Annotated in this window: 22 protein-coding genes; 10 read left to right on the top strand and 12 right to left on the bottom strand. The window is 69.2% G+C overall.

Annotated elements, in window-relative coordinates; all coding sequences use genetic code 11:
• The gene (locus AC1HFH_RS06320) at positions 1–582 is read left to right on the top strand and encodes a suppressor of fused domain protein (RefSeq protein ID WP_480246493.1); all 582 of its coding nucleotides are present in this window, start codon (positions 1–3) and stop codon (positions 580–582) included.
• A 24-nt stretch (positions 583–606) separates the two neighbouring features.
• Here the strand turns inward: AC1HFH_RS06320 and AC1HFH_RS06325 are convergent, their stop codons facing one another.
• The gene (locus tag AC1HFH_RS06325) at positions 607–1674 is read right to left on the bottom strand and encodes a magnesium and cobalt transport protein CorA (protein ID WP_480246494.1); all 1068 of its coding nucleotides are present in this window, start codon (positions 1672–1674) and stop codon (positions 607–609) included.
• A 95-nt stretch (positions 1675–1769) separates the two neighbouring features.
• On the opposite strand from AC1HFH_RS06325, the gene AC1HFH_RS06330 reads away from it, so the two are divergent.
• From AC1HFH_RS06330 to AC1HFH_RS06340, 3 genes are all read left to right on the top strand, one after another.
• Positions 1770–2624 (top strand): PHP domain-containing protein, encoded by an 855-nt coding sequence (locus AC1HFH_RS06330; RefSeq protein ID WP_480246495.1) that lies wholly within the window; start codon positions 1770–1772, stop codon positions 2622–2624.
• Positions 2618–2887: a hypothetical protein gene (locus AC1HFH_RS06335; protein WP_480246496.1), complete on the top strand. Its 270-nt coding sequence runs from the start codon at positions 2618–2620 to the stop codon at positions 2885–2887. The genes AC1HFH_RS06330 and AC1HFH_RS06335 overlap by 7 nt, the downstream gene beginning before the upstream one ends.
• A gap of 530 nt (positions 2888–3417) precedes the next feature.
• Entirely contained in the window at positions 3418–4638 is a 1221-nt protein-coding gene (locus tag AC1HFH_RS06340; RefSeq protein WP_480246497.1) for an NAD(P)-dependent malic enzyme, read from the top strand.
• A 67-nt stretch (positions 4639–4705) separates the two neighbouring features.
• Here the strand turns inward: AC1HFH_RS06340 and AC1HFH_RS06345 are convergent, their stop codons facing one another.
• The 5 genes from AC1HFH_RS06345 to AC1HFH_RS06365 all read right to left on the bottom strand — a co-directional run bounded on the left by AC1HFH_RS06345 (position 4706) and on the right by AC1HFH_RS06365 (position 8875).
• Positions 4706–5251 (bottom strand): carboxymuconolactone decarboxylase family protein, encoded by a 546-nt coding sequence (locus tag AC1HFH_RS06345; RefSeq protein ID WP_480246498.1) that lies wholly within the window; start codon positions 5249–5251, stop codon positions 4706–4708.
• 71 nt (positions 5252–5322) lie between these two features.
• Positions 5323–6015, bottom strand: coding sequence for an ABC transporter permease (locus AC1HFH_RS06350; RefSeq protein ID WP_480246499.1), 693 nt, complete (start codon positions 6013–6015; stop codon positions 5323–5325).
• A complete protein-coding gene (locus tag AC1HFH_RS06355; RefSeq protein ID WP_480246500.1) occupies positions 6012–6683 on the bottom strand; it encodes an ABC transporter permease in 672 nt (223 codons plus the stop codon). The genes AC1HFH_RS06350 and AC1HFH_RS06355 overlap by 4 nt, the downstream gene beginning before the upstream one ends.
• A gap of 160 nt (positions 6684–6843) precedes the next feature.
• Positions 6844–7938: an ABC transporter ATP-binding protein gene (locus AC1HFH_RS06360; RefSeq protein WP_480247735.1), complete on the bottom strand. Its 1095-nt coding sequence runs from the start codon at positions 7936–7938 to the stop codon at positions 6844–6846.
• Positions 7939–7984: 46 nt separating this feature from the next.
• Entirely contained in the window at positions 7985–8875 is an 891-nt protein-coding gene (locus AC1HFH_RS06365; RefSeq protein ID WP_480247736.1) for an ABC transporter substrate-binding protein, read from the bottom strand.
• Positions 8876–9105: 230 nt separating this feature from the next.
• Between AC1HFH_RS06365 and AC1HFH_RS06370 the strand changes: the two genes are divergently transcribed.
• Positions 9106–10011, top strand: coding sequence for a glycine betaine ABC transporter substrate-binding protein (locus AC1HFH_RS06370; protein WP_480246501.1), 906 nt, complete (start codon positions 9106–9108; stop codon positions 10009–10011).
• 158 nt (positions 10012–10169) lie between these two features.
• Positions 10170–11588: a DHA2 family efflux MFS transporter permease subunit gene (locus tag AC1HFH_RS06375; protein WP_480247737.1), complete on the top strand. Its 1419-nt coding sequence runs from the start codon at positions 10170–10172 to the stop codon at positions 11586–11588.
• Positions 11589–11613: 25 nt separating this feature from the next.
• On the opposite strand, the gene AC1HFH_RS06380 is transcribed toward AC1HFH_RS06375, so the two are convergent.
• The 5 genes from AC1HFH_RS06380 to AC1HFH_RS06400 all read right to left on the bottom strand — a co-directional run bounded on the left by AC1HFH_RS06380 (position 11614) and on the right by AC1HFH_RS06400 (position 18594).
• Positions 11614–13191 carry a molybdopterin-dependent oxidoreductase gene (locus tag AC1HFH_RS06380; protein WP_480246502.1) on the bottom strand — a complete coding sequence of 526 codons (1578 nt, stop codon included), beginning with the start codon at positions 13189–13191 and terminating at the stop codon, positions 11614–11616.
• Between the two features lie 155 nt (positions 13192–13346).
• Positions 13347–15140: an AMP-dependent synthetase/ligase gene (locus AC1HFH_RS06385; RefSeq protein WP_480246503.1), complete on the bottom strand. Its 1794-nt coding sequence runs from the start codon at positions 15138–15140 to the stop codon at positions 13347–13349.
• A gap of 93 nt (positions 15141–15233) precedes the next feature.
• Entirely contained in the window at positions 15234–16196 is a 963-nt protein-coding gene (locus tag AC1HFH_RS06390) for an alpha/beta hydrolase (RefSeq protein WP_480246504.1), read from the bottom strand.
• 17 nt (positions 16197–16213) lie between these two features.
• Complete coding sequence (locus tag AC1HFH_RS06395) at positions 16214–17047, bottom strand: SDR family NAD(P)-dependent oxidoreductase (protein ID WP_480246505.1); 834 nt, start codon at positions 17045–17047, stop codon at positions 16214–16216.
• Positions 17044–18594 (bottom strand): flavin-containing monooxygenase, encoded by a 1551-nt coding sequence (locus tag AC1HFH_RS06400; protein WP_480246506.1) that lies wholly within the window; start codon positions 18592–18594, stop codon positions 17044–17046. The genes AC1HFH_RS06395 and AC1HFH_RS06400 overlap by 4 nt, the downstream gene beginning before the upstream one ends.
• 61 nt (positions 18595–18655) lie before the next feature.
• On the opposite strand from AC1HFH_RS06400, the gene AC1HFH_RS06405 reads away from it, so the two are divergent.
• The 3 genes from AC1HFH_RS06405 to AC1HFH_RS06415 all read left to right on the top strand — a co-directional run bounded on the left by AC1HFH_RS06405 (position 18656) and on the right by AC1HFH_RS06415 (position 20366).
• Positions 18656–19291, top strand: coding sequence for a TetR/AcrR family transcriptional regulator (locus AC1HFH_RS06405; RefSeq protein WP_480246507.1), 636 nt, complete (start codon positions 18656–18658; stop codon positions 19289–19291).
• A gap of 38 nt (positions 19292–19329) precedes the next feature.
• A complete protein-coding gene (locus AC1HFH_RS06410) occupies positions 19330–19800 on the top strand; it encodes an SRPBCC family protein (protein WP_480246508.1) in 471 nt (156 codons plus the stop codon).
• 62 nt (positions 19801–19862) lie between these two features.
• A complete protein-coding gene (locus AC1HFH_RS06415; RefSeq protein WP_480246509.1) occupies positions 19863–20366 on the top strand; it encodes a hypothetical protein in 504 nt (167 codons plus the stop codon).
• A 351-nt stretch (positions 20367–20717) separates the two neighbouring features.
• On the opposite strand, the gene AC1HFH_RS06420 is transcribed toward AC1HFH_RS06415, so the two are convergent.
• Positions 20718–21311, bottom strand: coding sequence for a helix-turn-helix domain-containing protein (locus AC1HFH_RS06420; protein ID WP_480246510.1), 594 nt, complete (start codon positions 21309–21311; stop codon positions 20718–20720).
• Between the two features lie 55 nt (positions 21312–21366).
• Here AC1HFH_RS06420 and AC1HFH_RS06425 point away from each other — a divergent pair, with 55 nt between their 5' ends.
• On the top strand, positions 21367–22326 hold the full coding sequence (locus tag AC1HFH_RS06425; protein WP_480246511.1) for an NAD(P)/FAD-dependent oxidoreductase: 960 nt from the start codon (positions 21367–21369) through the stop codon (positions 22324–22326).
• Positions 22327–22437: the final 111 nt, after the last annotated feature.

Here is a 22437-nt window from a genome sequence, read left to right on the forward strand (position 1 = left end):
ATGGATGTGGTGGATCGGGTCCGCACGGCGGTGCTGGACCATTTCGGGGTGGAGCGGGCGGCCGTCGATGCCGCATCGGTGACCTTCCTGGGCTTGGAGCCGATCGAGATCCTGCGGATCCCGGGCGACGGTGCGGTGCACTACGCGACCCTGGGTGGTAGCCGGCACCCGATGGGTGACCCCGGTGACGCACACGCCGATCCGGTGCGCGGCCCGCGCGCCGAGCTGGTGCTGACGCTGCTGGCCGGCCTGGGTGCACAGGCCGGGATCGTGCGATCGCTGGGTGTGCTGGTGGCCGCCCCTGCGGTGGAAGGCGTGGTGCTGCAGGAGGATGCGCTGATCGATCTGGGTGAGCCGCTGTGGCAGGGCGCACCGTTCACCGCGGTCCTGCTCGGGGCCGGCGAGATCACGCCCGTGCCGCTGCCGGACCCGGCCGAACCGGTGCAGTACCTCGCGGTGACCCCGGTGACCGCGACCGAGGCCGCCTGGGTCCGGGTGCGCGGGGCGCAGGCCCTGCGGGACGCCTGGGCGGAGGCCGGGATCGATGTGCGCGATCCGGACCGCAAAGCGGTGAACCTGTAGCCGCGGTACCGACCGCGGGTCGGCCTACAACCAGTTGTTGCGGCGGAAGGTGACGAACAGCAGCCCGCAGAGACCGAGCATGAGCCCGATCACCGCCGGATACCCCCACACCCACTGCAGTTCCGGCATGTGCGCGAAGTTCATCCCGTAGACCCCGGCGATCATGGTCGGTACCGCGGCCATCGCCGCGTAGGCGGAGATCTTGCGCATATCGGTGTTCTGCTGGACGCTGATCTTCGCCAGTGCCGCGCCGACCAGCGAACTCAGCGTCTCGTCGAAATAGGAGATGTGCTCGGCGACGGCGGTGTGGTGATCGGCCACATCGCGCAGATAGCGGCGGATCTCCTTGGGGATCGGCAGATCCTTGGTTCCGGTCAGGTACTGCAGGGGCAGTCCCAGCGGCACCACGGCGCGCTTCAGCTCGACCACTTCGTGTTTGAGCTGATAGATCGGGCCGATATCCATCCGGTCGCTCGGGGTGAACACCGTCTCCTCCATCAGGTCGACGTCCTCGTCCACCGATTCGGCGACCGCGACGTAGGAATCGACCACATGGTCGGCCACGGCGTGCAGTACCGCGGCCGGGCCCAGCGCCAGCTGTTCCGGGCGATGCTCGAGCGCATGCCGCACACCGGTCAGCCGGGTGTGTTCACCGTGCCGGACGACGACCGCGAAATCCGCGCCCAGGAACACCATGATGTCCCCGGTCTCGACGATCTCGCTGACCGTCATCCGCTCGTGCGGCCGGTAGGCGACGGTCCGCATCACCAGGAACAGCGTGTCGTCGTAGCGTTCGAGCTTGGGGCGTTGATGCCCGTGTACGGCGTCCTCGACCGCCAGCGGATGCAGGCCGAAGATTTCGGCGATCTCGCCCATCTGCCGGTCGTCCGGATCGTGCAGCCCGACCCAGGTGAACCCGGAATTGCGGGAGCGCACCTCGGCCAGTGCCGCGGCGGGGGTGAACCGGCCCGGCAGCCGCCTGCCGTTGTCGTAGACCGCGCAGTCCACGATCGCGCGGGCGGTCGGCACCGGGATCGCCCGGCGTTCGGGAGGCGGTTTCGCGGCGCCCCGGAACGGCGGCATCGACGGCATACGCCGATGCTACGGCGGTGCCGCCGGATCGGCGGGTAACCCGCGGACCGGTGGTGAGCCGGATGGGGTATCGGACCGCCTGTAAGACTGGATGGGTGCGCATCGACCTGCATACCCATTCCACCGCCTCCGACGGCACCGACAGTCCGGCCGAGCTGGTCCGCCGGGCCGCGGACGCCGGGCTGGATGTCGTCGCGATCACCGACCACGACACCACCTCCGGCTGGGCCGAGGCGGTGGCCGCCCGCCCCACCGGGTTGGCGCTGGTCCGCGGCATGGAGATGTCGTGTGTCGGCCGGGGCGAGGACGGCGGGCCGGTGCCGGTGCATCTGCTGGCCTACCTGTTCGATCCGGACGATGCCGGATTCGCCCGGGAACGCGAGCGGCTGCGCGCCGAGCGCACCGGCCGGCTCCGGGCGATGGCGGAGGCGATGGCCGCCGACGGACTGCCGGTCGACGCCGACGAGGTGCTGGCGGCGGCGGGCCCCTCGGCCGGTCGGCCGCATCTGGCCCGGGCGCTGGTGCGGGCCGGGGTGGTGCCGAGCGTCGATGCCGCGTTCACCGACCTGCTGGCCGCGCACAGCCCGTACTACGTGGCGAAGGCGGATACCCCGCTGTCCCGGGCCGTGGCGATGATCGCCGCGGCCGGCGGGGTGAGCGTGCTCGCGCACACCCGGGCCCGCAAGCGCGGGGCACTGCTGGCGCTGGACGAAATCCACCGGCTGGCCGGGCAGGGCCTGACCGGGCTGGAGGTCGAACACCCGGACCACACCGCCGCCGACCGGGAATTGCTCGGCGAGATCGCCGCCGATACCGGCCTGGTAGCGACCGGCTCCTCGGATTATCACGGCACCAACAAGTCGATCGAGCTCGGCGCGGAGACCACCGCGGTGGAACAGTTCGAGGTCCTGGCCGGAAAGGCGGGCGGGGTGCCGGTGATCGGATGGTGACGGCACTGCGCGCGCTGAGCGGCGTGGTCGCCGGTGGGCTGGTGGTCCTCGGCGGGGTGGTCGCGGTGGTTGCCGTGCTGGGTGCGCGCCGCGACTTTCCGGGACCGGGGGCCGAATCGCTGCTCTGGCATCTCACTGCCGCCTTCCTGGCCGTGGCAGCACAGATCTATTCGGATAAGCGTCGGGGACTTGCTGCTCTTGTCGGTCCCGTGGTTGTCCTCGTCTCGGCGTCCGCTCTGCTGTGGACACAATGGTGGAATTGATGCCCGCGCCGCCGGTGCGCACCGGCGGGTCCGGCTGCGAGAGAGTCGACGAGGTCCGGGTGCGCCCGGTGCCGATCCGGTGGCTCACCGTGCGGCAGCCCGCGCCGGTGGGGTAACTCACCGGTGGGCTCGGCCGAACAGCGAGTTTCCGCTTACGTCGCGGTAATTCCGCGGCCTTACGCTCGGAGAATGAGGCGGCGCGCACACTGTGGAACCCGGTTTGGCAACTCGCCGGTCGGGCTGGCAGAATATTGCGGATTCCGTTCCCATGCCACCGCCGGGTTCGGGAACCCTGGGGACCACCCGAGCGCGACGCACCGTCGCGGCGGAGGATCCCCCGTTTGTCCTCCGGACCACCCGTCCGGTTCCGCTCGGCGGATCAGTGCCGCAACGTCGCCTCCGGCAGCTTCTCCCCGCATGCCCGGAACATTTCCGTCAGCGCACCCGATGAGCGTCGTACAAGCCCCCAGTTCCGAATACCCGGCGGTAACCGTCCCCCGGTTGAGCCCGACTCGAGCAGGAGTGAAATCGTGTCCTCTGTGACTGACGCACCGAATGCCACTGCGACCCCCCAGGCCGATGATGCTGCGAGCCTCGCGGCGATCACGTCCGACGAGATCTTCGCGGGTCACCTCGGTGGCAAGCTGTCGGTCGAGTTGAGTGCGCCGCTGGACACGCAGCGGGATCTGTCGATCGCCTACACGCCGGGCGTGGCCCAGGTCAGCCGCGCGATCGCTGAGGACGAGGCTCTGGCCAAGCGCTACACCTGGACCGACCGGCTGGTCGCGGTGGTCAGCGACGGGACCGCGGTGCTCGGGCTCGGTGATATCGGGCCGCGGGCCTCGCTGCCGGTGATGGAGGGCAAGGCCGCGCTGTTCAAGAAGTTCGCCGGCCTGGATTCGATTCCGCTGGTCCTCGACACCAAGGATGTCGACGAGATCGTCGAGACCCTGATCCGGCTGCGGCCCAGCTTCGGCGCGGTCAACCTGGAAGACATCTCCGCCCCGCGCTGCTTCGAGATCGAGAAGCGGGTCGTGGAGGCCCTGGACTGCCCGGTGATGCACGACGATCAGCACGGCACCGCCATCGTGGTGCTGGCCGCGCTCAAGGGCGCGGCCGCCCAGCAGGGCCGGGACATGTCCGGGTTGAAGGTCGTGGTGTCCGGTGCCGGTGCCGCGGGCGTGGCCTGCAGCAACATCCTGCTCGCTGCCGGGGTCACCGATGTGGTGGTGCTCGACTCCAAGGGCGTCGTCAGCAGCGACCGTGCCGATCTGAACGAGGTCAAGACCGATCTGGCCGCCCGGACCAATCCCCGCAACGTGACCGGTGGGGCGGCCGAGGCGCTGGCCGGTGCCGACGTGTTCCTGGGCCTGTCGGCGGGCACCATCGCCGAGGAACTGATCGCGTCGATGGCGCCGAACGCGATCGTGTTCGCGATGTCGAACCCGGATCCGGAGATCCACCCCGACACCGCGCGCAAGTACGCCGCGATCGTGGCGACCGGGCGCAGCGACTTCCCGAACCAGATCAACAACGTGCTCGCCTTCCCCGGCGTGTTCAAGGGCGCCCTGGACGCGGGCGCGCGGCGGATCACCGAGGGCATGAAGGTCGCCGCCGCCGACGCCATCTTCGGTGTCGTCGCCGATGAACTGTCGGTGGACAAGATCATCCCCAGCCCGCTGGACCCGCGGGTCGCCCCCGCCGTCGCCGAAGCCGTCGCGGCCACCGCCCGCGCCGAAGGCGTCGCCTGACCGGCTGCTCGGATATCGCTCGGCGCCCCCGTTCCCGGAACGGGGGCGCCGAGGCGTTCCCGGGTATTTATTGCGCCGGTCGTTCCGGTAGCGCGCACACCGCCCCGTCCGACATGCCGGTCGGTCGCACCCCCAGGCTTTGATTCAACCGGGCGCGCTGGTTCTCCCAGGCAATGCTCGCGGCCAGCTCGGCGAGCTGGGCCTTGGACAGCCGGGTGAGCAGATCGGCGCGGATCTCGTCCAGGCCGGTGGCCGGGGTGGTCGTCATCGCCTCGGCGAATTCGATGACCAGTTTCTCCAGGTCGGTATACGCAGCGGAATCGTGGTAGCGGGGCAGGTCCCGGATCTGCTGCTCGGTGAGCCCGCTCGACACCGCCAGGGCCGAGCCGATATCCAGGCAGAATTCGCAGTTCACCAGGGCGGCCGTCTTCAGCTCGGCCAGTTCTTTGAGGCGCGGGTCCAGCCGGTTGCTGAGCAGCAGCATCTTCTCGTAGATCAGCGTCGCGGCCCCGATCTGCGGGCGGCGGGCCAGCCAACCGGCCAAGTCGGCACGGTTGCGGCGGGCCCGGCGCAGGGCCGCGGTATAGCTCCGAAGTCGGTTCCAGAATCGCATCGGTCCACCCCTTCGAATCGTCCGTGGCACCGATGCTACGCCTATACGACGGCGTGTAGTAGAGGTTCTCCTCACTCGGCCGGGACCGCGGCCGGCCTGCGACGCAGCCGCCCGGTGCCGGGCACGCTCAGCCACACCAGCCCCGCCAGCAGGCCGTCCAGCAGCAGGGCGAGCGCCGCGACCAGCAGGCCACCGGCCAGCACCAGGTCGTACCGGTACAACCCGATCCCGTCGAAGATGTAGCGCCCCAGCCCGCCGAGATTCACGTATGCGGCGATCGTCGCGGTGGCGACCACCTGCAGGGTGGCCGCCCGCAAACCGTTCAGCAGCACCGGCAGGGCATTGGGCACCTCGACGCGCAGCAGCACCTGGGCCTCGGTCATCCCCATGGCACGGGAAGCATCCACGACGTCGTCGCGCACATTGGCCACACCCGAATACGCGCCCGCCAGCAGCGGCGGGATGCCGACGGTGAGCAGGGCCAGCAGCGGCGGGATCAGGCCGAGACCCAGCAGTAGCACCAGGAAGGTCAGCAGGCCCAGGGTCGGCAGGGCGCGCATCGCGTTGGCGAAACCGACCACCAGCGCGGCACCCCGGCGGCGATGCCCGATGATCAGCCCGAGCGGCACCGCGAGCAGCGCGGAGGCGGTGACCACCAGCACTGTGTACCAGAGGTGCTCGCGTAGCCGGGCGCCGATTCCGGCCGGTCCGCCCCAGTTGGCCGGGTCGGCGAGATACGCCCAGGCATCGGCGAAGACGTTCACGATCGGCCCGCCTTCCGCACCGGCGTCGTGCGAGCGTCGGCCCGCGTCCACGGGGTGGCCAGCCGGCCCAGCAGGTAGACGATCCGGTCGAACAACAACGCCAGCACCAGGGTGACGATGATCCCGGCGATGATCTCGTCCGGATAGTCGCGCTGATAGCCCTGTTTGAACAGCTTGCCGAGCCCGCCCACACCGATCAGCGCGCCCACCGACACCATGGCGATATCGGTGACCACCACCACCCGCAACGTCGCGACGAACACCGGAATCGCCAGCGGCAGTTCGACGGTGAGAGTACGGCGCAACCGTCCGAACCCGATCGCCGCGGCGGCGTCGACCACATCGGCGGGCACGGTGTCCAAGGCCGCCGGGACCGAGATGACCAGCAGCGCCGCCGAGTAGATGGTGAGCGCGATGATCACGTTCAGCGGATCGATCGCGCTCAGCCCGACCAGCGGGGGGATGATCACGAACAGTGCCAGCGACGGAATCGTGTACGCCGCACCGGCGAGAACCGTGGTGGTGCGGCGCAGCCACGGCATCTGCCGCACCAGGGTGCCGAGCGGCACCGCGATCAGCAGTCCGAGCGCCAGGGGAACCAGGGCCAGCACCAGATGCGTCCGGGTGATCGCCATGACCTCGGCGAAATTGTCGACCAGATAGTTCACACCGGGCCTCCGATGAACCCGAAGCTCTGTGCCGGGGTCGCGCTGGTGCCCTGGCAGCTCTGTGCTGGGGCCGCACCGATGGACCGATCGCTCTGTGGCGGGCCTGCGCCGATGGGCCGGTGTGCCGGAGGGTCGCCGGGAGTGGCGAGCTGTCGGCCGGTCACGGGGCCGATGTCCCGGAGTCCGCCCGGCGATGGTCGGCGAGTGCAGTGAGGACATCGTCGGCGCGGATGCCGCCGCGGACCGCACCGTCCGCATCGACCGCCACGCCGGTGCCGCTGGGGGAGGAGATGGCCGCATCGAGGGCCTGCCGCAGGTCGTCGTCGGGGCCGAACAGGGAACCACCGGCGGTAGCCACCGCGTCGGCGGACCGGCCCGAGCGGACGTCGGCCAGCGCCGAGCGGTCCAGCCAGCCGCGCGGCCGGTCGGCGGAGTCGACCAGCAACAGCCAGCCGTCGCCGTCGAATTCGGCTCCGGTGATCTCCTCGGCACGCGCGGTGCGCAGCGGATGTACCGGTACCTCGGCACCGCTGCGGAACGACAGACTGCGGTAACCCCGGTCCCGGCCGACGAACCCGGCGACGAAATCGGTTGCCGGAGCGGATAACAGGCGCTGCGGCGGATCGTATTGCTGCAGTACCCCGCCCGGGCCGAATACGGCGATCCGGTCGCCGAGGGTGACGGCCTCGTCGATGTCGTGGGTGACGAACACGATGGTCTTGTGCAGTTCGGCCTGCAGACGCTGCATTTCGCGTTGCAGGTCGGCGCGCACCACGGGATCGACGGCGCTGAACGGTTCGTCCATCAACAGGATCGGCGGATCGGCGGCCAGTGCCCGGGCCACACCCACCCGCTGCTGCTGCCCACCGGACAGCTGGGCCGGATAGCGTCCGGCCAGCCCCCGATCCAGGCCCACCCGGTCGAGCACCGTCAATGCGGCCGCCCGGGCGGCGCGCCGCGGTGTCCCGCGCAGCACCGGGACGGTCGCCACGTTGTCGAGCACGGTGCGATGCGGTAGCAGGCCGCCGCTCTGGATCACATAGCCGATATCGCGGCGCAGCCGGACGGCATCCACACCGGCGATATCCGCACCGCCGACGGTGACGGTTCCGCTGGTCGGGATGACCATCCGGTTGATCATCCGCATCGAGGTCGTCTTACCGCAGCCGGACGGTCCGACGAATACGGTGAACGAGCCGGATTCGATCTGCAGATCCAGGTCGGTGACCGCCCGGGTGCCGTCGGGGTAGCGCATGCCGACCCCGTGGAATTCGATCGCCGTCACGGCGAACCTCCTCCGGTCAGTTCGCGCCGAGCGGGGTGTCCAGGCCCTTGGCCGCGATCCAGTCCAGGGCGGCCTGTCGCGGTTCGGTCTTGCTCGCACCGGAGACCGCGACGTTCAGTGCCGTCAGTTCCTCGGTGGTGAGCGCGGCGGAAACGGTGTCGAGCACCGCGACCGCCTTGTCGGTGCGCTTTGCGGAATTGAACAGCGGCACCACGTTCTGGGCCGGGAAGTTGTGCCCCGGATCGTCCAGGACCACCAGATCGTGTTCGGCGATCGCGGGCGAGGTGGTGAAGATGTTGGCGGCCTGCACCTGATCCTCCACCAGGGCCCGCACCGTCGCGGGGCCGCCGCCGTCGGCGATCGGCACGAAGTTCTCCGGGGCGATATCGAGGCCGTAGGTGCTGCTCAGCCCGGGCAGGCCGACCGAACGCTGCTGGAATTCCGCCGGTGCGCCGAACTTCACCTCGGCCGAATGCGGAGCCAGATCGCCGATGGTGTTCAGATTCCAGCGATCCGCCGTCGCCCGGGTGACGACCACGGCGTCGGAGTCCTGGCCGGGGGCGGGGGTGGCGATGGCCAGTTCGGCGCCGAGAGCATCGGTCAGCGCGGTGCGCACCTGTTCGGCGGTGGTGGCCTCGGCGTCCGGTTCCAGGTACTGCAGCAGGTTTCCGGTGTAGTCGGGGATCACCGAGATGGCGCATTCACGCAGGGCCGGTACGTAGGCCTCCCGGCTGCCGATGTTGAACTTGGTGTCGACGGTGAATCCGTTGATCCGCAGCACCTCGGTGTAGATATTGGCCACGGTCTCCGATTCCGGGAAATCGGCCGAGCCGACGATCAATTCGTCGCTGCGGCAATCGCCCCCGGCGGCCAGCGGGTCGGAGTCGCCACAGGCGGAGACCACCATGGCGGCGGCGAGAGCGACGGCGGTGGCGAGAACTCCGCTCGCCCGCAGGGCCAGGCGCAGGGCGGGACGGTGGGTTCCGTTCGACTTGGTCACAGCTGTCCTTCCGGCGTGCGGGCGATGCGATGTGCCGGGCCGCGGGGCCACCGGTACATTCTCCGGTGTTCATACTGCCCGCCTCGGCGTTTTTCGGCGGGAGGCCGTGCGGATTTCAGGGAGTTGGTGTCGCGTCGATGGCGAGGAGAGGTGCGGGGCCGGTACCGGGCGGGCGGTGGCGCCGCCCGATCACCCTGCTGCTGGCGGGAATCGCCGCCCTGACGGTGTCCTGCGGTGCCGAGCCCGCGGTTCCGGTGACTGCGGTCGGTGCCGGCGATTCGGTGGAATCGCTCGTACTGGCCCACGTCTACGCGCAGGCCCTCGATAGGGCCGGGGTGCCGAGTACCGTGCTGGCCGGGCTCGGGACGGCGGCGGCGCAACAGGCCGCACTGGACTCCGGCCGGATCCGGGTGACCGGTGCCCGCACCGGAGCGCTGCTGACCCGCTGGGACTCGACCTCGCAGGCGCGTACACCGGCCGAGGTGAACCCGGCGGTGAACGGCTCCGCGCCGCAAGGGCTGGTGCTTTCCGACCCCGCCGACGGCACCGATCTGCGGGCCCGGGTGCTGATCACCGCCGAGTACGCGGCCTCGGCACAGTTGACCGAGGTGGCCGAGCTGGTACCGCGCTGCCGGAAACTCCTCGCCGGGGTGGCCGCGGTGCCGGGGCTGGCCGCACCCGTACCGGCCGCCCCGCCGATCGCGGGCTGCGATTTCGCGGCGGTGGTGCCCTATTCCGGGCCCGCGGAACTGCGGGCGGCCCTGCTGGCCGGGGAGGTCGCCGCCGGTGTCGTCACCGGACCGCCGCCGGCGGCCGCCACCGAGGGCCTGGTCACGCTCGACGACGCGGGATTCGCGGTGCGCGCCCAGAACATCCTGGCGGTGTATCGGAAGGGTGAGCTCGCGGAGTGGCCCGCCCGCAAGCTGAACTATGTTTCCGGTGAGTTGACCACCGACGGATTGCTCGGGATGGTGGAGGACGTGCGCTCGGGCCGCGACCCGGCGGCCGTGGCGGCAGGCTGGCTGGACGCGCACAATCTGTGATCGGCCGGACCGGTTCGGTCCCGGCACCTGTCGCACCCGGTTGTTAGGTTGGGTAAAGATGCCCGGCCCGGCGAGAGGAAGCCTCCTTGATCACCGAACGCCCGACAACCGAACGCAATCCGTGGCTCGCGCTGATTGCGCTGGTCGTCGGCTTCTTCATGATCCTGCTGGATATGACGATCGTCGCGGTCGCCAATCCGGCGATCATGGCCGATCTGGATGCCGACATCTCCGCGGTGATCTGGGTGACCAGCGCCTATCTGCTCACCTACGCGGTTCCGCTGCTGATCGCCGGCCGGCTCGGTGACCGGTTCGGCCCCAAGTACATCTATCTGCTGGGCCTGGCCGTGTTCACCGGTGCCTCGCTGTGGTGCGGACTGTCCGGAACCATCGGAATGCTGATCGCGGCCCGGGCGGCGCAGGGCCTCGGTGCCGCCCTGATGACACCGCAGACGATGGCGGTCATCACCCGCACCTTCCCGCCGGACCGCCGCGGCGCCGCCATGGGGCTGTGGGGTGGGGTGGCCGGGCTGGCCACCCTGGTCGGGCCGATTCTCGGCGGTGTCCTGGTCGACAGCCTGGGCTGGGAATGGATCTTCATCGTCAACGTGCCGGTCGGGATCGTGGCCTTCGCGCTCGCGGTATGGCTGGTGCCCGCCCTGCCGACCGGCTCGCACCGATTCGACCTGATGGGGGTGGCGCTCAGCGCGGTCGGCATGTTCGCGCTGGTGTTCGGGATCCAGGAGGGCAACAGCCAGGACTGGTCGGCGGGCATCTGGGCGATGATCGCTGCCGGGATCGTGGTGCTGGCCGTCTTCGTCCGCAACCAGGCCCGCAACACCGGTGAACCGCTGGTGCCGCTACGCCTGTTCCGGGACCGCAACTTCGCATGGTCGAATATCGCCATCGCCGCAATGGGTGCCACGGTGACCGCGATGATGGTGCCGGGCTACTTCTATCTGCAGGCGGTCCGGGAACTCTCGCCGACGAAATCGGCGCTGGTCTTCGCGCCGATGGCGATCGCCACCGGGCTGCTGGCTCCGTTCGTCGGCCGTTTCGCCGACCGGCTGCCGCCCCGGGTGGTCCCGAGTATCGGCTTCGGGCTGTTCTCGCTGTCGGTGTTCTGGATCGCCGCACTGATGCGCCCGGACAGCCCGCTGATCTGGTTCATGACGGCCGCGATGATCAGCGGCATCGCCAATGCCTGTATCTGGGCCCCGCTGGCCGCCACCGCCACCCACAACCTGCCGGTCACCCGGGCCGGTGCCGGTGCCGGTGTCTACAACACCACCCGGCAGGTCGGTTCGGTGCTGGGCAGCGCCGCGATCAGCGCACTCATCGCCGCCCGGCTGAGTGCCAACGGTCTCGGCGCCGGCCCGGTGCACGAAGGGGGACTCACCGAGCAGGGCCCGATCCCACCCCAGGTGCTCGAAGAGTTCAGTACCTCGCTCGCCCAATCCATGCTGCTACCGGGAGTGATCTTGCTGGTCGGCCTGCTCGCCTCGTCCATGTTCGTCAGTCACACCCGGACCGCGGGACCCCCGGCGGCTCCGGAACGTGCCGGTTCCGCGGCCTGACACTCGGTCGTGGGCGGCGGCCGGATCAGCCGACGGTGATGGTGACGGCCGGGTAGCCGGTGGCGCCGTCCGGGATCACGTCCTGTTCGATCGCGGTCTGGGTGGTGCCGGTGCCGTCGGTGGCGCGGGCGCGGATCGTGTGCGTGCCGGGGGTGGCGTCCCAGTCGTGCACCCATTGGCGCCAGGTGTCGACGGAGACCTCGGTGGACAGGCGGGCCGGTTGCCAGTCGCCGTCGTCGATCTGTACTTCCACGGCGCGGATTCCGCGATGCTGGGCCCAGGCGACACCGGCGATCGGGGTGGGGCCCGCCGGGATCCGGCCGCGACCTCGTGGCGTATCTATCCGGGTGCCGGTCTTGATCGGGCCGCGGGCCGACCAGCCGCGGCGGGTCCAGTAGGCCTCGGCGCGGTCGAACCGGGTGATCTCCAGTTCGGTCACCCATTTGGTGGCGGAGACGTAGCCGTACAGGCCGGGGACGACGAGCCGGGCCGGGTAGCCGTGCGATACGGGCAGCGGCTCCCCGTTCATGCCGATGGCCAGCAGGGCGTCGCGGCCGTCGGTGAGGGTGGCCAGGGGCGACCCGGCGGTCCACCCGTCGACGCTGCGGGAGAGCACCATATCGGCCTCCGGCAGCGGACCGGCCAGGGCGAGCAGTTCGTCCAGACGGTAGCCGAGCCAGCGGGCATTGCCGATCAGATCGCCACCGATCGGGTTCGACACACAGGCCAGGGTGATCGGATGTTCCTCGGGCTCCCGCGCCGTCAACGCCGCCCAGTCCAGGGTGATCTCGCGTTCGACCAGGCCGTGGATGCGCAGTGACCAGTCCGCGGTGGACAGTCGGGGTGGAATGAGCGCCGTATCGATCCGGTAGAAGGTGCGGTTGCCGGTGAGATACGGGGTGATACCCGGAACGCGGAGATCGGCGCCGGACGGCAATGGCGGGGCCGGCGTGAGGGCCGTCGGCAGGTTCAGTGCCGCCCGCTCACCACTCACATCGGTGCGCGCGGAGCCCAGTACCCGCCCGAGCAGTCCGCTCACCACCGCTGCCGCACCGGTTACACCGAGACCCGTGAGAACCGCCCGCCGCGTCCGCCCCTCGGCATCCGGACCGGCGGATCCGTGTTCGGGGCGGGTGGCTACCGGCTTCGCGGACACTTCTGCGCGGTCTGCCGGGCGAAGTTCGGCGATCTCGATACGCCGGATGACGGCGCGGAGGGCGACGATTCCGGCAGCGGTGCCGAGCAGTGCGGGGAGGGCACCGGTGGGGGAGGTCACGGAGCCGGCGCCGGCGAGGGCAGTCAGGATGCCGAACACCGCGAACAGGGCGGAGCCCAGGGGCCGGCCGGTGCGTTCGGCGGCGCCGGCGAGCAGCGCGACAACCACCGCCACGACGCCGAGGCAGGCGAACAGGACGGCCTTGTCGGCGGTGCCGAACGTTTCGATCGCCCACTCGCGCAGCGGCGTCGGGGACAGGTCGATCACGGCGTTGCCGAGGGCGAAGAACGGCGCGGAATCGGCGCCGGTGAACGCTGCGATCAATTCGGCCACGCCGAGAACCAGGAACGCCGCGAACAATCCGGCCGCCATCCGCGCAACCACCATGGCTCGAGCGTAGCCCCGCCGGGGCGGCGCAGATATGACCGAACAGTGACGTCTCCCGGTCGGCGCCGATCGCCCGCCGAAGTGACCCCGGACAGCACAGCGGCCGGCTGCCCGAGGGCAGCCGGCCGCTGGAACCGGGAGTTACCGACGTGCGGTCAGGAGTAGATCTTGTCCACCTCGCCGGCGTACTTCTTCATCACGATGGCGCGCTTGAGCGACATCTTCGGGGTGAGCTCGCCACCCTCCTGCGTCCAGTCCACCGTCAGGATGCGGGTCTTCTTGATCTGCTCGGCCTTGGACACCTTCTTGTTGGTTTCCGCGACCGCGGCCTCGACCTCGGCGACCAGATCGGCGTTCTCGACCAGCTTCTCGATCGCGGTGTCGGCCGGCAGGCCCTTGCGCTCCAGCCAGCCCGGCAGCGCCTCCGGATCCAGGGTGACCAGGGCACCGATGAACGGCTGGCCGTCGCCGACCACCATCACCTGGCTGATCAGCGGATGCGCCCGCAGCGAATCCTCCAGGATCGCCGGGGAGACGTTCTTACCGCCCGCGGTGACCAGGATTTCCTTCTTACGGCCGGTGATGGTGACGAAGCCGTCGGCGTCGATGGCGCCCAGATCGCCGGTCTTGAACCAGCCGTCCTCGAACGCTTCGGCGGTGGCCTCGGCGTTACCCCAGTAGCCGTCGAACACGACCGAGCCCTTGACCAGCAGCTCGCCGTCCTCGGCGATCTTGGCAGCATGGCCCTGCAGCGGACGACCCACGGAACCGACCCGGATGTGCTGGGGGGTGTTCACCGTGAACGCGGCGGTGGTCTCGGTGAGACCGTAGCCTTCGTAGATGGTGACGCCGACGCCACGGAAGAAGTGGCCCAGCCGCGCACCCAGCGGGCCACCACCGGAGACGGCGGCCGCGCACTGGCCACCCAGGGCCGCCCGCAGCTTGCTGTACACCAGCTTGTCGAAGACGAAGTGCTTGAGCTGGAGCAGCAGACCGGGCTTGCCGGTCTCCAGCGCCTCGCTGTAGGCGATGGCGGTCTCGGCGGCGGCGTCGAAGACCTTGCCCTTGCCGCCGTCGTGCGCCTTCTGCTTGGCGGAGTTGAACACCTTCTCGAATACGCGCGGCACCGAGAGAATGAAGTCCGGCTTGAACTCGCCGAACTGCTCGACCAGGGTGGTCCAGTCCGAGGAGTGGCGGATGGTCACCTTGGAATCGAAGGCGATCAGCGCAACCGCGCGGGCGAACACATGCGCCAGCGGGAGGAACAGCAGCGTCTTCTGGCCCTCGGTGACGAAGGCGCTGAGCTCGATACCGCCCGAACGCGACTCCGCGTACAGATTCGCGTGGGTCAGCTGAACACCCTTGGGCTTACCGGTGGTGCCCGAGGTGTAGATCAGGGTGGCCGGCGAGTGTGCGCCGACCTGCTTGCGGCGCTCGTGCACGGCGGAATCGTCGAGCTCGGCGCCACGCTCGACCAGCTGGTCGATCGCGCCCTTGTCGATCTGCAGCGTCTCGGCCAGCGCCGGTAGCGAAGCGGCGTCGATCTCCTCGATCGTGGCGCGGTGCTTGTCGTTCTCGACGACCAGCAGCTTGGTCTCGGAGTCCTGCAGGATCCACTTGGCCTGCTCGGCGGCCGAGCTGTCGTAGATCGCGACGGTGACGCCACCGGCAGCCCAGATCGCAAAGTCCAGCAGCGTCCACTCGTAGCGGGTGGACGACATGATCGCGACGCGATCACCCAATTCGATGCCTGCGGCGATCAAGCCCTTGGCGACGCCGGTGACGGCCTTCGCGAACTCCGCCGCGGTGACGTCCTTCCAGCCGCCGTTGCCGTTCGGAACGTTGAACAACACGGTGTTCGGCGTCTCCGCGGCGAAGCGGAAGACGTTCTCGGAATTGTTCGTATCGTCCGGGATGGCGTAGGAAGCCGGGACTTCGAACTCTCGCATCTGTGCCCTTCCAGTGGGTTTTACTCGCCAGTAATCTACGACACCTCGACCCGGTCCGTGTTATCACGGTCCCGAATCGGCCTGCGACCAGGCCTAGTGCAGGTCGTCGATCGACACCGGCTGGATCGCTTCTCGCAGGAATTCTGCGAGTTCGCTGACCGCCGCGGCCGCCGCGTCGATCAGTGCGGCCTGCATTTGCGCGACATGCCACAGTCCGCGCGTTTCGGAGAAACGGACGTGCACCCCGGCGGCCCGCAGTGCTGTGACCAGTTTCACACACTGTGGGTGCAGAAGTTCGCTGACATCGACCTGCACATAGGTCGGTGGCAGCCCGGCGAGGTTACTCGCCAGGGGAGCGTAACCGGGCGCCGACGGGTCGGCGTCGCCCAGATAGGCGGCCGCGCACTTCATCGCCCAGGGCCGGTTGATCACCAGATCGCGTTCCTTCGCCGGCACCTCGGTCGGATCCGACCAGGGCGCGATCAGGCCCAGGGCGGCCGGGGTGACCCCGTGCCGGTCCCGCAGCCGCTGGGCCAGGGCGAGTGACAGGCCACCGCCCGCCGAATCGCCGGCGATGCAGACCTGGTCGGGCCGGTAGCCGACATTGTCGACCAGATCGAAGAACGCGGCCTCGGCATCGTCGAGGCCGGCCGGATACGGATGTTCCGGAGCCAGCCGGTAGTCCAGCGCGTACACCGCGCAGCCGGTATCGCGGGCCAGCCACGCCGTCAGCGATCGATGGGTGGCCAGCGAACCGACCGCGTAGCCGCCGCCGTGCAGGTAGAGCACGGCGCCGGCGGCGCGTTCCGGCGGAACCGCATTGGTTCGCGAGCCCGGAATCGCGGTCTTGACGATCACCCGCTCGGCCGGTCGGCCGGCCAGGTTCAGCTGCTGCACGACCGAGCCCTCGGGCAGGTACTGCAGCCGGGCGGCATTGTCGATCAGGAAACGCTGCACCTGCCACGGCAGTCGCGCGTTCAGCGAGACCCGGAACAGCGGGTCCAGCACTACGCGCGCCACCGGCAGCGGGATCTTCAGATCGCGAAGGGACTTCATCGTCGGCTCCGGGTCGCTCAGTGGGGCATGAAGCGGCCGTTCACCACGGCCGAGATCCGGTTGTACCCCGAAGCGAGCACGCGCACACTCGCATCGAGCAATTTCGCCTCCCAGCCGATCAGCACCCGGGCGCGGCCCTTGCGGACCCCCTCGGTGATGGTCTGGGCGGCCATCTCCGGGCTGTGGATCGCCAGGTACTTGTCGAACAGGGTCGCGGTGTTCGCGCCGTCGATGCCCTCCGCGTAGGTGGCATTGCGGGCGACTGCAGTCTTGATGCCACCCGGGTGTACACAGGTGACCTTGACCGGCGCGCCGGAGACCTTCATCTCCTGGTACAGCGCCTCGGTGAAGCCACGGACCGCGAACTTCGCCGAGTTGTACGCGGCCTGGCCGGGGACGGTGACCAGGCCGAACAGGCTGGACACGTTGACCACGTGGCCGTCACCGGACTCGACCAGCATCGGCAGGAACGCCTTGGTGCCGTTCACGACGCCCCAGAAATCGACGTCCATGATCCGCTCGATGTCCTTGAAATCGGTCTTGATCACGTCGCCGTGGTAGGCGATACCGGCGTTGTTGTAGACCTGGTGCACGACACCGAAGTGCTGCTTCACCGAATCGGCGTAGAGCAGGAAGGCCTCGCGCTCGGCGACATTGAGCCGATCGGATTTGACCTGGGCGCCCAGCGCCTCACAGCTGCGGGCGGTCTCGGCGAGCCCCTCGGCGTCGATATCGGACAGCGCCAGCTTGGCGCCGCGCCGGGCCAGGTTCTCGGCCAGCGCTCGGCCGATGCCGGAACCGGCACCGGTGATCACGCAAACCTTGTTCGTGAAGTAAGCATCATTGCTCACTGTGCTGCCACCGCTTTCATGTCGGAGTCATCGGAGGAGGAGGTGCTCACGTCGTAGGCCGACGCATCGAATTTCTTGGTCAGCCTACGGAATTCGAAGGTGAAGTCGGGCCACAGCGTGGTGTTGTTGCCGTGCTTGTCCAGATACCAGCTGGCGCAGCCGCCGGTGCTCCAGACCGCCTTGCCCAGCTTGTTCTGCAGGTCGCGGTTGAACTCGCGCACCGCGTCCTCGCGGACCTCCACGGTGCGCAGGCCCTGCCGGTCCATGGTGGCCAGCGCGTCGGCGATGTAGTTGATCTGCGATTCGATCATGAACACCATCGAGGTGTGGCCCAGGCCGACGTTCGGGCCGAGCATGAAGAACATGTTCGGGAAGTTGCGGATCGCCGCGCCTTTGTAGCCCTGCTGGCCGACCTCGTCGAACTGCTCGGCCAGGGTCTGCCCGGTGCGGCCGGTGACCGTCTCGTACACCGGCGAATCGGTGACGTGGAAGCCGGTCGCGACGATCAGGGCGTCGATCTCGCGTTCGGTGCCGTCCTGGGCGACGATCGAGCCGGAGCGGATCTCGGCGATACCGTCGGTGACGACGTCGACGTTGTCGCGGTCCAGGGCCGGGTAGTACTCGTTGGAGATCAGCATGCGCTTGCAGCCGATCCGGTAGTTCGGGGTGACCTTCTTGCGCAGCTCCGGATCGCGGATCTCGAACTGCAGCTTGGCCCGGGACAGGCCCTCGAAGATCTTCATCAGCGCGGGCGCCTTGGCCAGCCCGACGACCTGGGTCTCACGCGCCGCGTAGATGGCCGAGCGGGACAGGCGCTGGAAGCCCGGGAGGTACTTGAAGGCCAGCCGCTCCGGTAGCAGGTACGGCCGGTCCATCCGGGGCAGCAGCCACGGTGCGGTGCGCTGGTACAGATCCAGGTGGGCGACCTTGCCGGCGATTGCCGGGACGACCTGGATGGCCGAGGCGCCGGTACCGATCACCGCGACCCGCTTCCCGGTCAGGTCCACATCGTGGTTCCAGCGCGCGGTGTGGAAGATCTCGCCGGTGAAGTCGTTGATGCCCTTGATGTCCGGCAAGTTCGGCTCGCAGAGGGCGCCGACGGCCGAGATGACCCGGTCGGCGGTGTAATCGCCGCGGCTGGTGGTGATCTCCCACCGGGCGGTGTCGTCGTGCCAGCGCATCCCCAGGACGTCGCAGTCGAAGACGTGCTTGTCCAGCACGTCGTGCTGCTCGGCGACGCTCTTGATGTACGCCTGGATCTCCGGCTGCCGGGAGAACGACCGGGACCAGTTCGGGTTCAGCGCGAACGAGTAGGAGTACAGGTGCGAGGGCACGTCGCAGGCGGCGCCGGGGTAGGTGTTGTCCCGCCAGGTGCCGCCGACGTCGTTGCCACGCTCGAGCACCAGGTACTCGCTGTCGCCCTGCTGGCTCAACCGGATCGCCATGCCCAGACCGGAGAATCCGCTGCCCACGATGATGGTCTTCACGTGGCGGGGAGCGGCCTCGGTCCGGTTAGCGACACCTTTGTCTGTAACCTTGCGACTCATGTAACGCAGAATACGGTCCTATTGAGCGGGAGTCAACAGCTATTGAATGTGGTTCAGTAGGATGGTGGGCGTGCGAAGCAGAGCAACGGCAGGGGCCAAGCGGATACGGCTGAGTCCCGAGGAGCGGCGGCTGCAGCTGATCACCCTCGGCGCGGAGATGCTCGCCGACCGGGCGCTGGAGGACATCGCCGTCGACGACATCGCCAAACAGGCCGGGATCTCCCGCGGCCTGCTGTTCCACTACTTCTCCTCCAAACAGGAGTTCCACGAGGCCATCGCGCGGCATGTGATGGACGAGTTCTTCGCGGCGGTGACACCGAACCGAGAACTGTCCCTGTTCGACATGCTGCGCGACTCCATCGAGCGGTTCGTCGACTACGCCTGCAACCATTCGGCGTCCTACCGATCGGTGCTGCGCGGTCCGGCCAGTACCGCCCCGGATGTGGCCGGGCATGTCGACCGCACCCGCGCCGCGATCGCCGACCTGATCGTGCAGGAGTTGCCACTGCCGGCCGACGACCCGGACCTGGCCCGGCTCACCCTCGCGGTGCGTGGCTGGATCGCCTTCGTCGAGGAAACGATTCTCACCTGGATGGCCGAGAAGCCCATCGACCGTGCGGAACTGGTCGACCTGCTGGTCGAATCGCTACCGGCGCTGGCGCTCAGTCCGGCGCTGATCGCCGCACTGCAGAGCTGACCGGCGCTGCCGGATATGAACGAGAACGGGAGGGTTCCATGTCGAAACCGGATGCGATCGGCACCACCGAGGTCGCTGCACCCGCCGAGCGGGTCTACGAACTGATCGCCGATGTCACCGAGTCGCCGCGCTGGACCGCCGAATGCGTGGCGAACCGCTGGCTCGACGGTGCCGACTCGGCTGTTGTCGGGGCCCGGTTCAAGGGCGTCAACCGGCGCGGGATTGCCAAGTGGAGCACCGTTTCCACCGTCACCGACGCGGAGGTCGGTTCCCGATTCGCCTTCGATGTCTCCTTCGGCAGCGTGCCGATCGGCCGGTGGCAGTACGACATCGCCCCGGATGCGGCCGGTTGCGCGGTCACCGAGCAGATGTGGGACCGCCGGCCCGGCTGGATGAAGGTGGTCGGCCTGCTCAGTACCGGGGTATGGGACCGGGCGACCCACAACGAGCGCAATATCGCTGCGTCGCTGCGGCAGTTGAAGGGGCTGGCCGAGGGGTCCGCTGCCTGACTCGGGTCGCGCGAGTTTCCGGGGGCCGTTAACGGTGGCCGTCGCGGGCGACATGTCAGTACATGATGATCGAAAACAACCTCGTTCGTAAAAGCACCGTCGCCCGCCGCATGCTGGTCGCCCTGGCCGCGGCCGCAACCGTGCCGGCCGCCCTGGCCGGTGCGGCACAGGCCCGGGTGGCCGATCTGCCCGCCGACTTCACCACGACGATGACCGACGTTCCCGGCGACTACTGCTTCGCCCGGATCAAGGCGACCGCTGTCGACGTCGACCGCGACGGTTCGTTCGGGGTGCGGCCCGAACTCATCCAGCGCGGCAACGACTGCGGCTCCTACAAAGTCTCGGTCCGGTGGCGGAACCTGGACACCGGACTGACCGGTGGGCAAACCCATGGCGTGAACGAGAACGGCGAGTTCACCGGGCTGGTCGACGGACTCATCGTCGGCATCGGTATGGCGCCCGGCATCGGCCGGGTGGAGGCCTGGATCGACACCTTCGAGGAGGTCTATCCGCAGGAGGTGGACCTGCGCCACCACGCCGGGCGGGTCACCTTCACGCTCGACTGATCCCGGCGCCCCGCCGAGTCGGGGCCCCGGCAGCCGGACGTCCTGGCGGTCGGGTGCCCCGGTGCCCTGACGATCCGGCGACTCGGCGGCGGCGTGGCCTGGCGGCCCGGTTACTCGGCGGCGATGTGGCCTGACGACTGGGCGGTGACGCAACGCCTGCGGGCTCGCGAGGCAGCTCGGGGGGGTCTCGAACACAGCCAGATCGCAGGTCTGCAGGGTCGATGTGCGACCGGCCCGGCTTCGGAAACGGTGTGCCGATTCGAAGCCGGGCATCGCGGTGCTACCGGCGGTCGGTTCGCTCGGCGATCTGTGCGTAGATGGGATTACGCCAGTCGCGATCGGCGGCCGGGCTCAGTCCGTCGCCGAACGTGGGCGCGCCCGCATATGGGCGCGCTCACCTTGTTTGCCGAACAGGCTGAGGAACTCCACCGGGCGGTCGTCGGCGGCGCCGAACCAGTGCGGCACATGGGTGTCGAACTCGGCGGCCTCGCCGGGGGTGAGGATCAGGTCGTGTTCGCCGAGGATCATCCGGAGGCGGCCGTTGAGGACGTAGAGCCATTCGTAGCCTTCGTGCACCTTCGGTTCCGGCACTGTCTTCGCACCGGCGGGGATGACGATCTTGTAGGCCTGGATGCCGCCGGCCCGGCGGGTCAACGGGAGCATGGTCATCCCGTGCATGGTGATCGGGCGCAGGTGGATCCGCGGGTCGCCGGTGTCCGGGGCATCGACCAGTTCGTCGAGGGTGACGCCGTGTGCCTTGGCCAGCGGGAGGAGCAGTTCCAGTGCGGGCCGGCGGTCACCGGATTCCAGCCGGGACAGGGTGCTCACCGAGATGCCGGTCTGCTCCGACAGGTCGGCGAGGGTGATCTGCCGTTGTTTGCGCAGCGCTCGCAACCGCGGGCCCACCGCGTCGAGTGTTCTGTCCAGGTCCTGGTCCTCACTCATGCGGATATTTTGCCATAGCGGCAAGGTTGCTTGCCAATATGGCCGAGGTGGCTGCATGGTTGGAGTCATGGACAACAGCTATGACGTGGTGGTTATCGGCGGCGGTGCCGCCGGGTTGAATGCGGCCCTGATGCTGGCCCGCTCGCGGCGGTCGGTTCTGGTGATCGATTCCGGTGCGCCGCGCAACGCCCCGGCCGACGGGGTGCACGGATTCCTCGGGCACGACGGCATACCGCCGGGCGACCTGCTGGAACGCGGCCGGGTCGAAGTGACCGGCTACGGTGGCCGGATCGAGACCGGACGGGTGACCGAGGTGACCCGCGACGGCGACGGTTTCCGGATGGCCCTCGACGACGGGCGGACGGTGCGGGGCCGGCGGGTGCTGGTGGCCTCCGGTCTGGTCGACGAACTGCCCGACATTCCGGGCGTGCGCGAGCGGTGGGGGCATCAGGTGGTGCACTGCCCGTTCTGCCACGGCTGGGAGGTGCGCGACCGGGCGATCGGGGTGCTGTCCGGCAGCCCGATGTCGGTGCATCAGGCGCTGCTGTTCCGGCAGCTCAGCGACGATGTCGTGTTCTTCGCCGGGGCGCAGGAGCTCGGCGTCGAAGACGCCGCGAAGCTGGCGGCCCGGGGCATCCGGGTCGTTTCCGGAGTGGTCGCAGAGGTGACCTCGGCCGATGCCGGGCAGGTCGGCGTCGTGCTGGCCGACGGAACCGTGGTCGCCCGGGATGCGCTCGCGGTGGCGACCCGGATGAACTCCCGGGTCGACTTCCTGGCCCCGCTCGGGCTGGCAGCGGTACCGCATCCGTCCGGCGCCGGAACGCATCTCCCGGCGGACCCGGCCGGGCGTACCGAGGTGCCGGGCGTGTGGATCGCCGGAAACGCGGCAGAGCCGTCCGCCCAAGTGGTCGATGCGGCGGCAGCGGGTGCGAATGCTGGGCGGCAGCTGCACGTCGACCTGCTCATGGCCGATCTGGATCGGGACCTGCGGGCTGCCGGGGAGCCGGTCGGGTAGGAGTCTGCGGGCTGCCGGCGAATCGTATGGTCCGGTGGTTCGCCTTCGTGGTCTCGTCGCCGGCTGTTCGCGGCCCTGCCGGTTCGCCCGCGGACGGGTAGCGGGCCGGGC

Source organism: Nocardia sp. KT25-26 (assembly GCF_056627695.1).

What these genes read in the sequence shown, in the direction of transcription:
- AC1HFH_RS06320 (WP_480246493.1), top strand. Translation starts at nt 1, where the DNA reads ATGGATGTGGTGGATCGGGTCCGCACGGCGGTGCTGGACCATTTCGGG.
- AC1HFH_RS06325 (WP_480246494.1), bottom strand. Translation starts at nt 1,674, where the DNA reads ATGCCGTCGATGCCGCCGTTCCGGGGCGCCGCGAAACCGCCTCCCGAA.
- AC1HFH_RS06335 (WP_480246496.1), top strand. Translation starts at nt 2,618, where the DNA reads ATGGTGACGGCACTGCGCGCGCTGAGCGGCGTGGTCGCCGGTGGGCTG.
- AC1HFH_RS06345 (WP_480246498.1), bottom strand. Translation starts at nt 5,251, where the DNA reads ATGCGATTCTGGAACCGACTTCGGAGCTATACCGCGGCCCTGCGCCGG.
- AC1HFH_RS06360 (WP_480247735.1), bottom strand. Translation starts at nt 7,938, where the DNA reads ATGCGCTACCCCGACGGCACCCGGGCGGTCACCGACCTGGATCTGCAG.
- AC1HFH_RS06365 (WP_480247736.1), bottom strand. Translation starts at nt 8,875, where the DNA reads ATGGTGGTCTCCGCCTGTGGCGACTCCGACCCGCTGGCCGCCGGGGGC.
- AC1HFH_RS06370 (WP_480246501.1), top strand. Translation starts at nt 9,106, where the DNA reads ATGGCGAGGAGAGGTGCGGGGCCGGTACCGGGCGGGCGGTGGCGCCGC.
- AC1HFH_RS06375 (WP_480247737.1), top strand. Translation starts at nt 10,170, where the DNA reads ATGATCCTGCTGGATATGACGATCGTCGCGGTCGCCAATCCGGCGATC.
- AC1HFH_RS06380 (WP_480246502.1), bottom strand. Translation starts at nt 13,191, where the DNA reads ATGGTGGTTGCGCGGATGGCGGCCGGATTGTTCGCGGCGTTCCTGGTT.
- AC1HFH_RS06385 (WP_480246503.1), bottom strand. Translation starts at nt 15,140, where the DNA reads ATGCGAGAGTTCGAAGTCCCGGCTTCCTACGCCATCCCGGACGATACG.
- AC1HFH_RS06390 (WP_480246504.1), bottom strand. Translation starts at nt 16,196, where the DNA reads ATGAAGTCCCTTCGCGATCTGAAGATCCCGCTGCCGGTGGCGCGCGTA.
- AC1HFH_RS06400 (WP_480246506.1), bottom strand. Translation starts at nt 18,594, where the DNA reads ATGAGTCGCAAGGTTACAGACAAAGGTGTCGCTAACCGGACCGAGGCC.
- AC1HFH_RS06405 (WP_480246507.1), top strand. Translation starts at nt 18,656, where the DNA reads ATGGTGGGCGTGCGAAGCAGAGCAACGGCAGGGGCCAAGCGGATACGG.
- AC1HFH_RS06410 (WP_480246508.1), top strand. Translation starts at nt 19,330, where the DNA reads ATGTCGAAACCGGATGCGATCGGCACCACCGAGGTCGCTGCACCCGCC.
- AC1HFH_RS06415 (WP_480246509.1), top strand. Translation starts at nt 19,863, where the DNA reads ATGATGATCGAAAACAACCTCGTTCGTAAAAGCACCGTCGCCCGCCGC.
- AC1HFH_RS06420 (WP_480246510.1), bottom strand. Translation starts at nt 21,311, where the DNA reads ATGAGTGAGGACCAGGACCTGGACAGAACACTCGACGCGGTGGGCCCG.
- AC1HFH_RS06425 (WP_480246511.1), top strand. Translation starts at nt 21,367, where the DNA reads ATGGTTGGAGTCATGGACAACAGCTATGACGTGGTGGTTATCGGCGGC.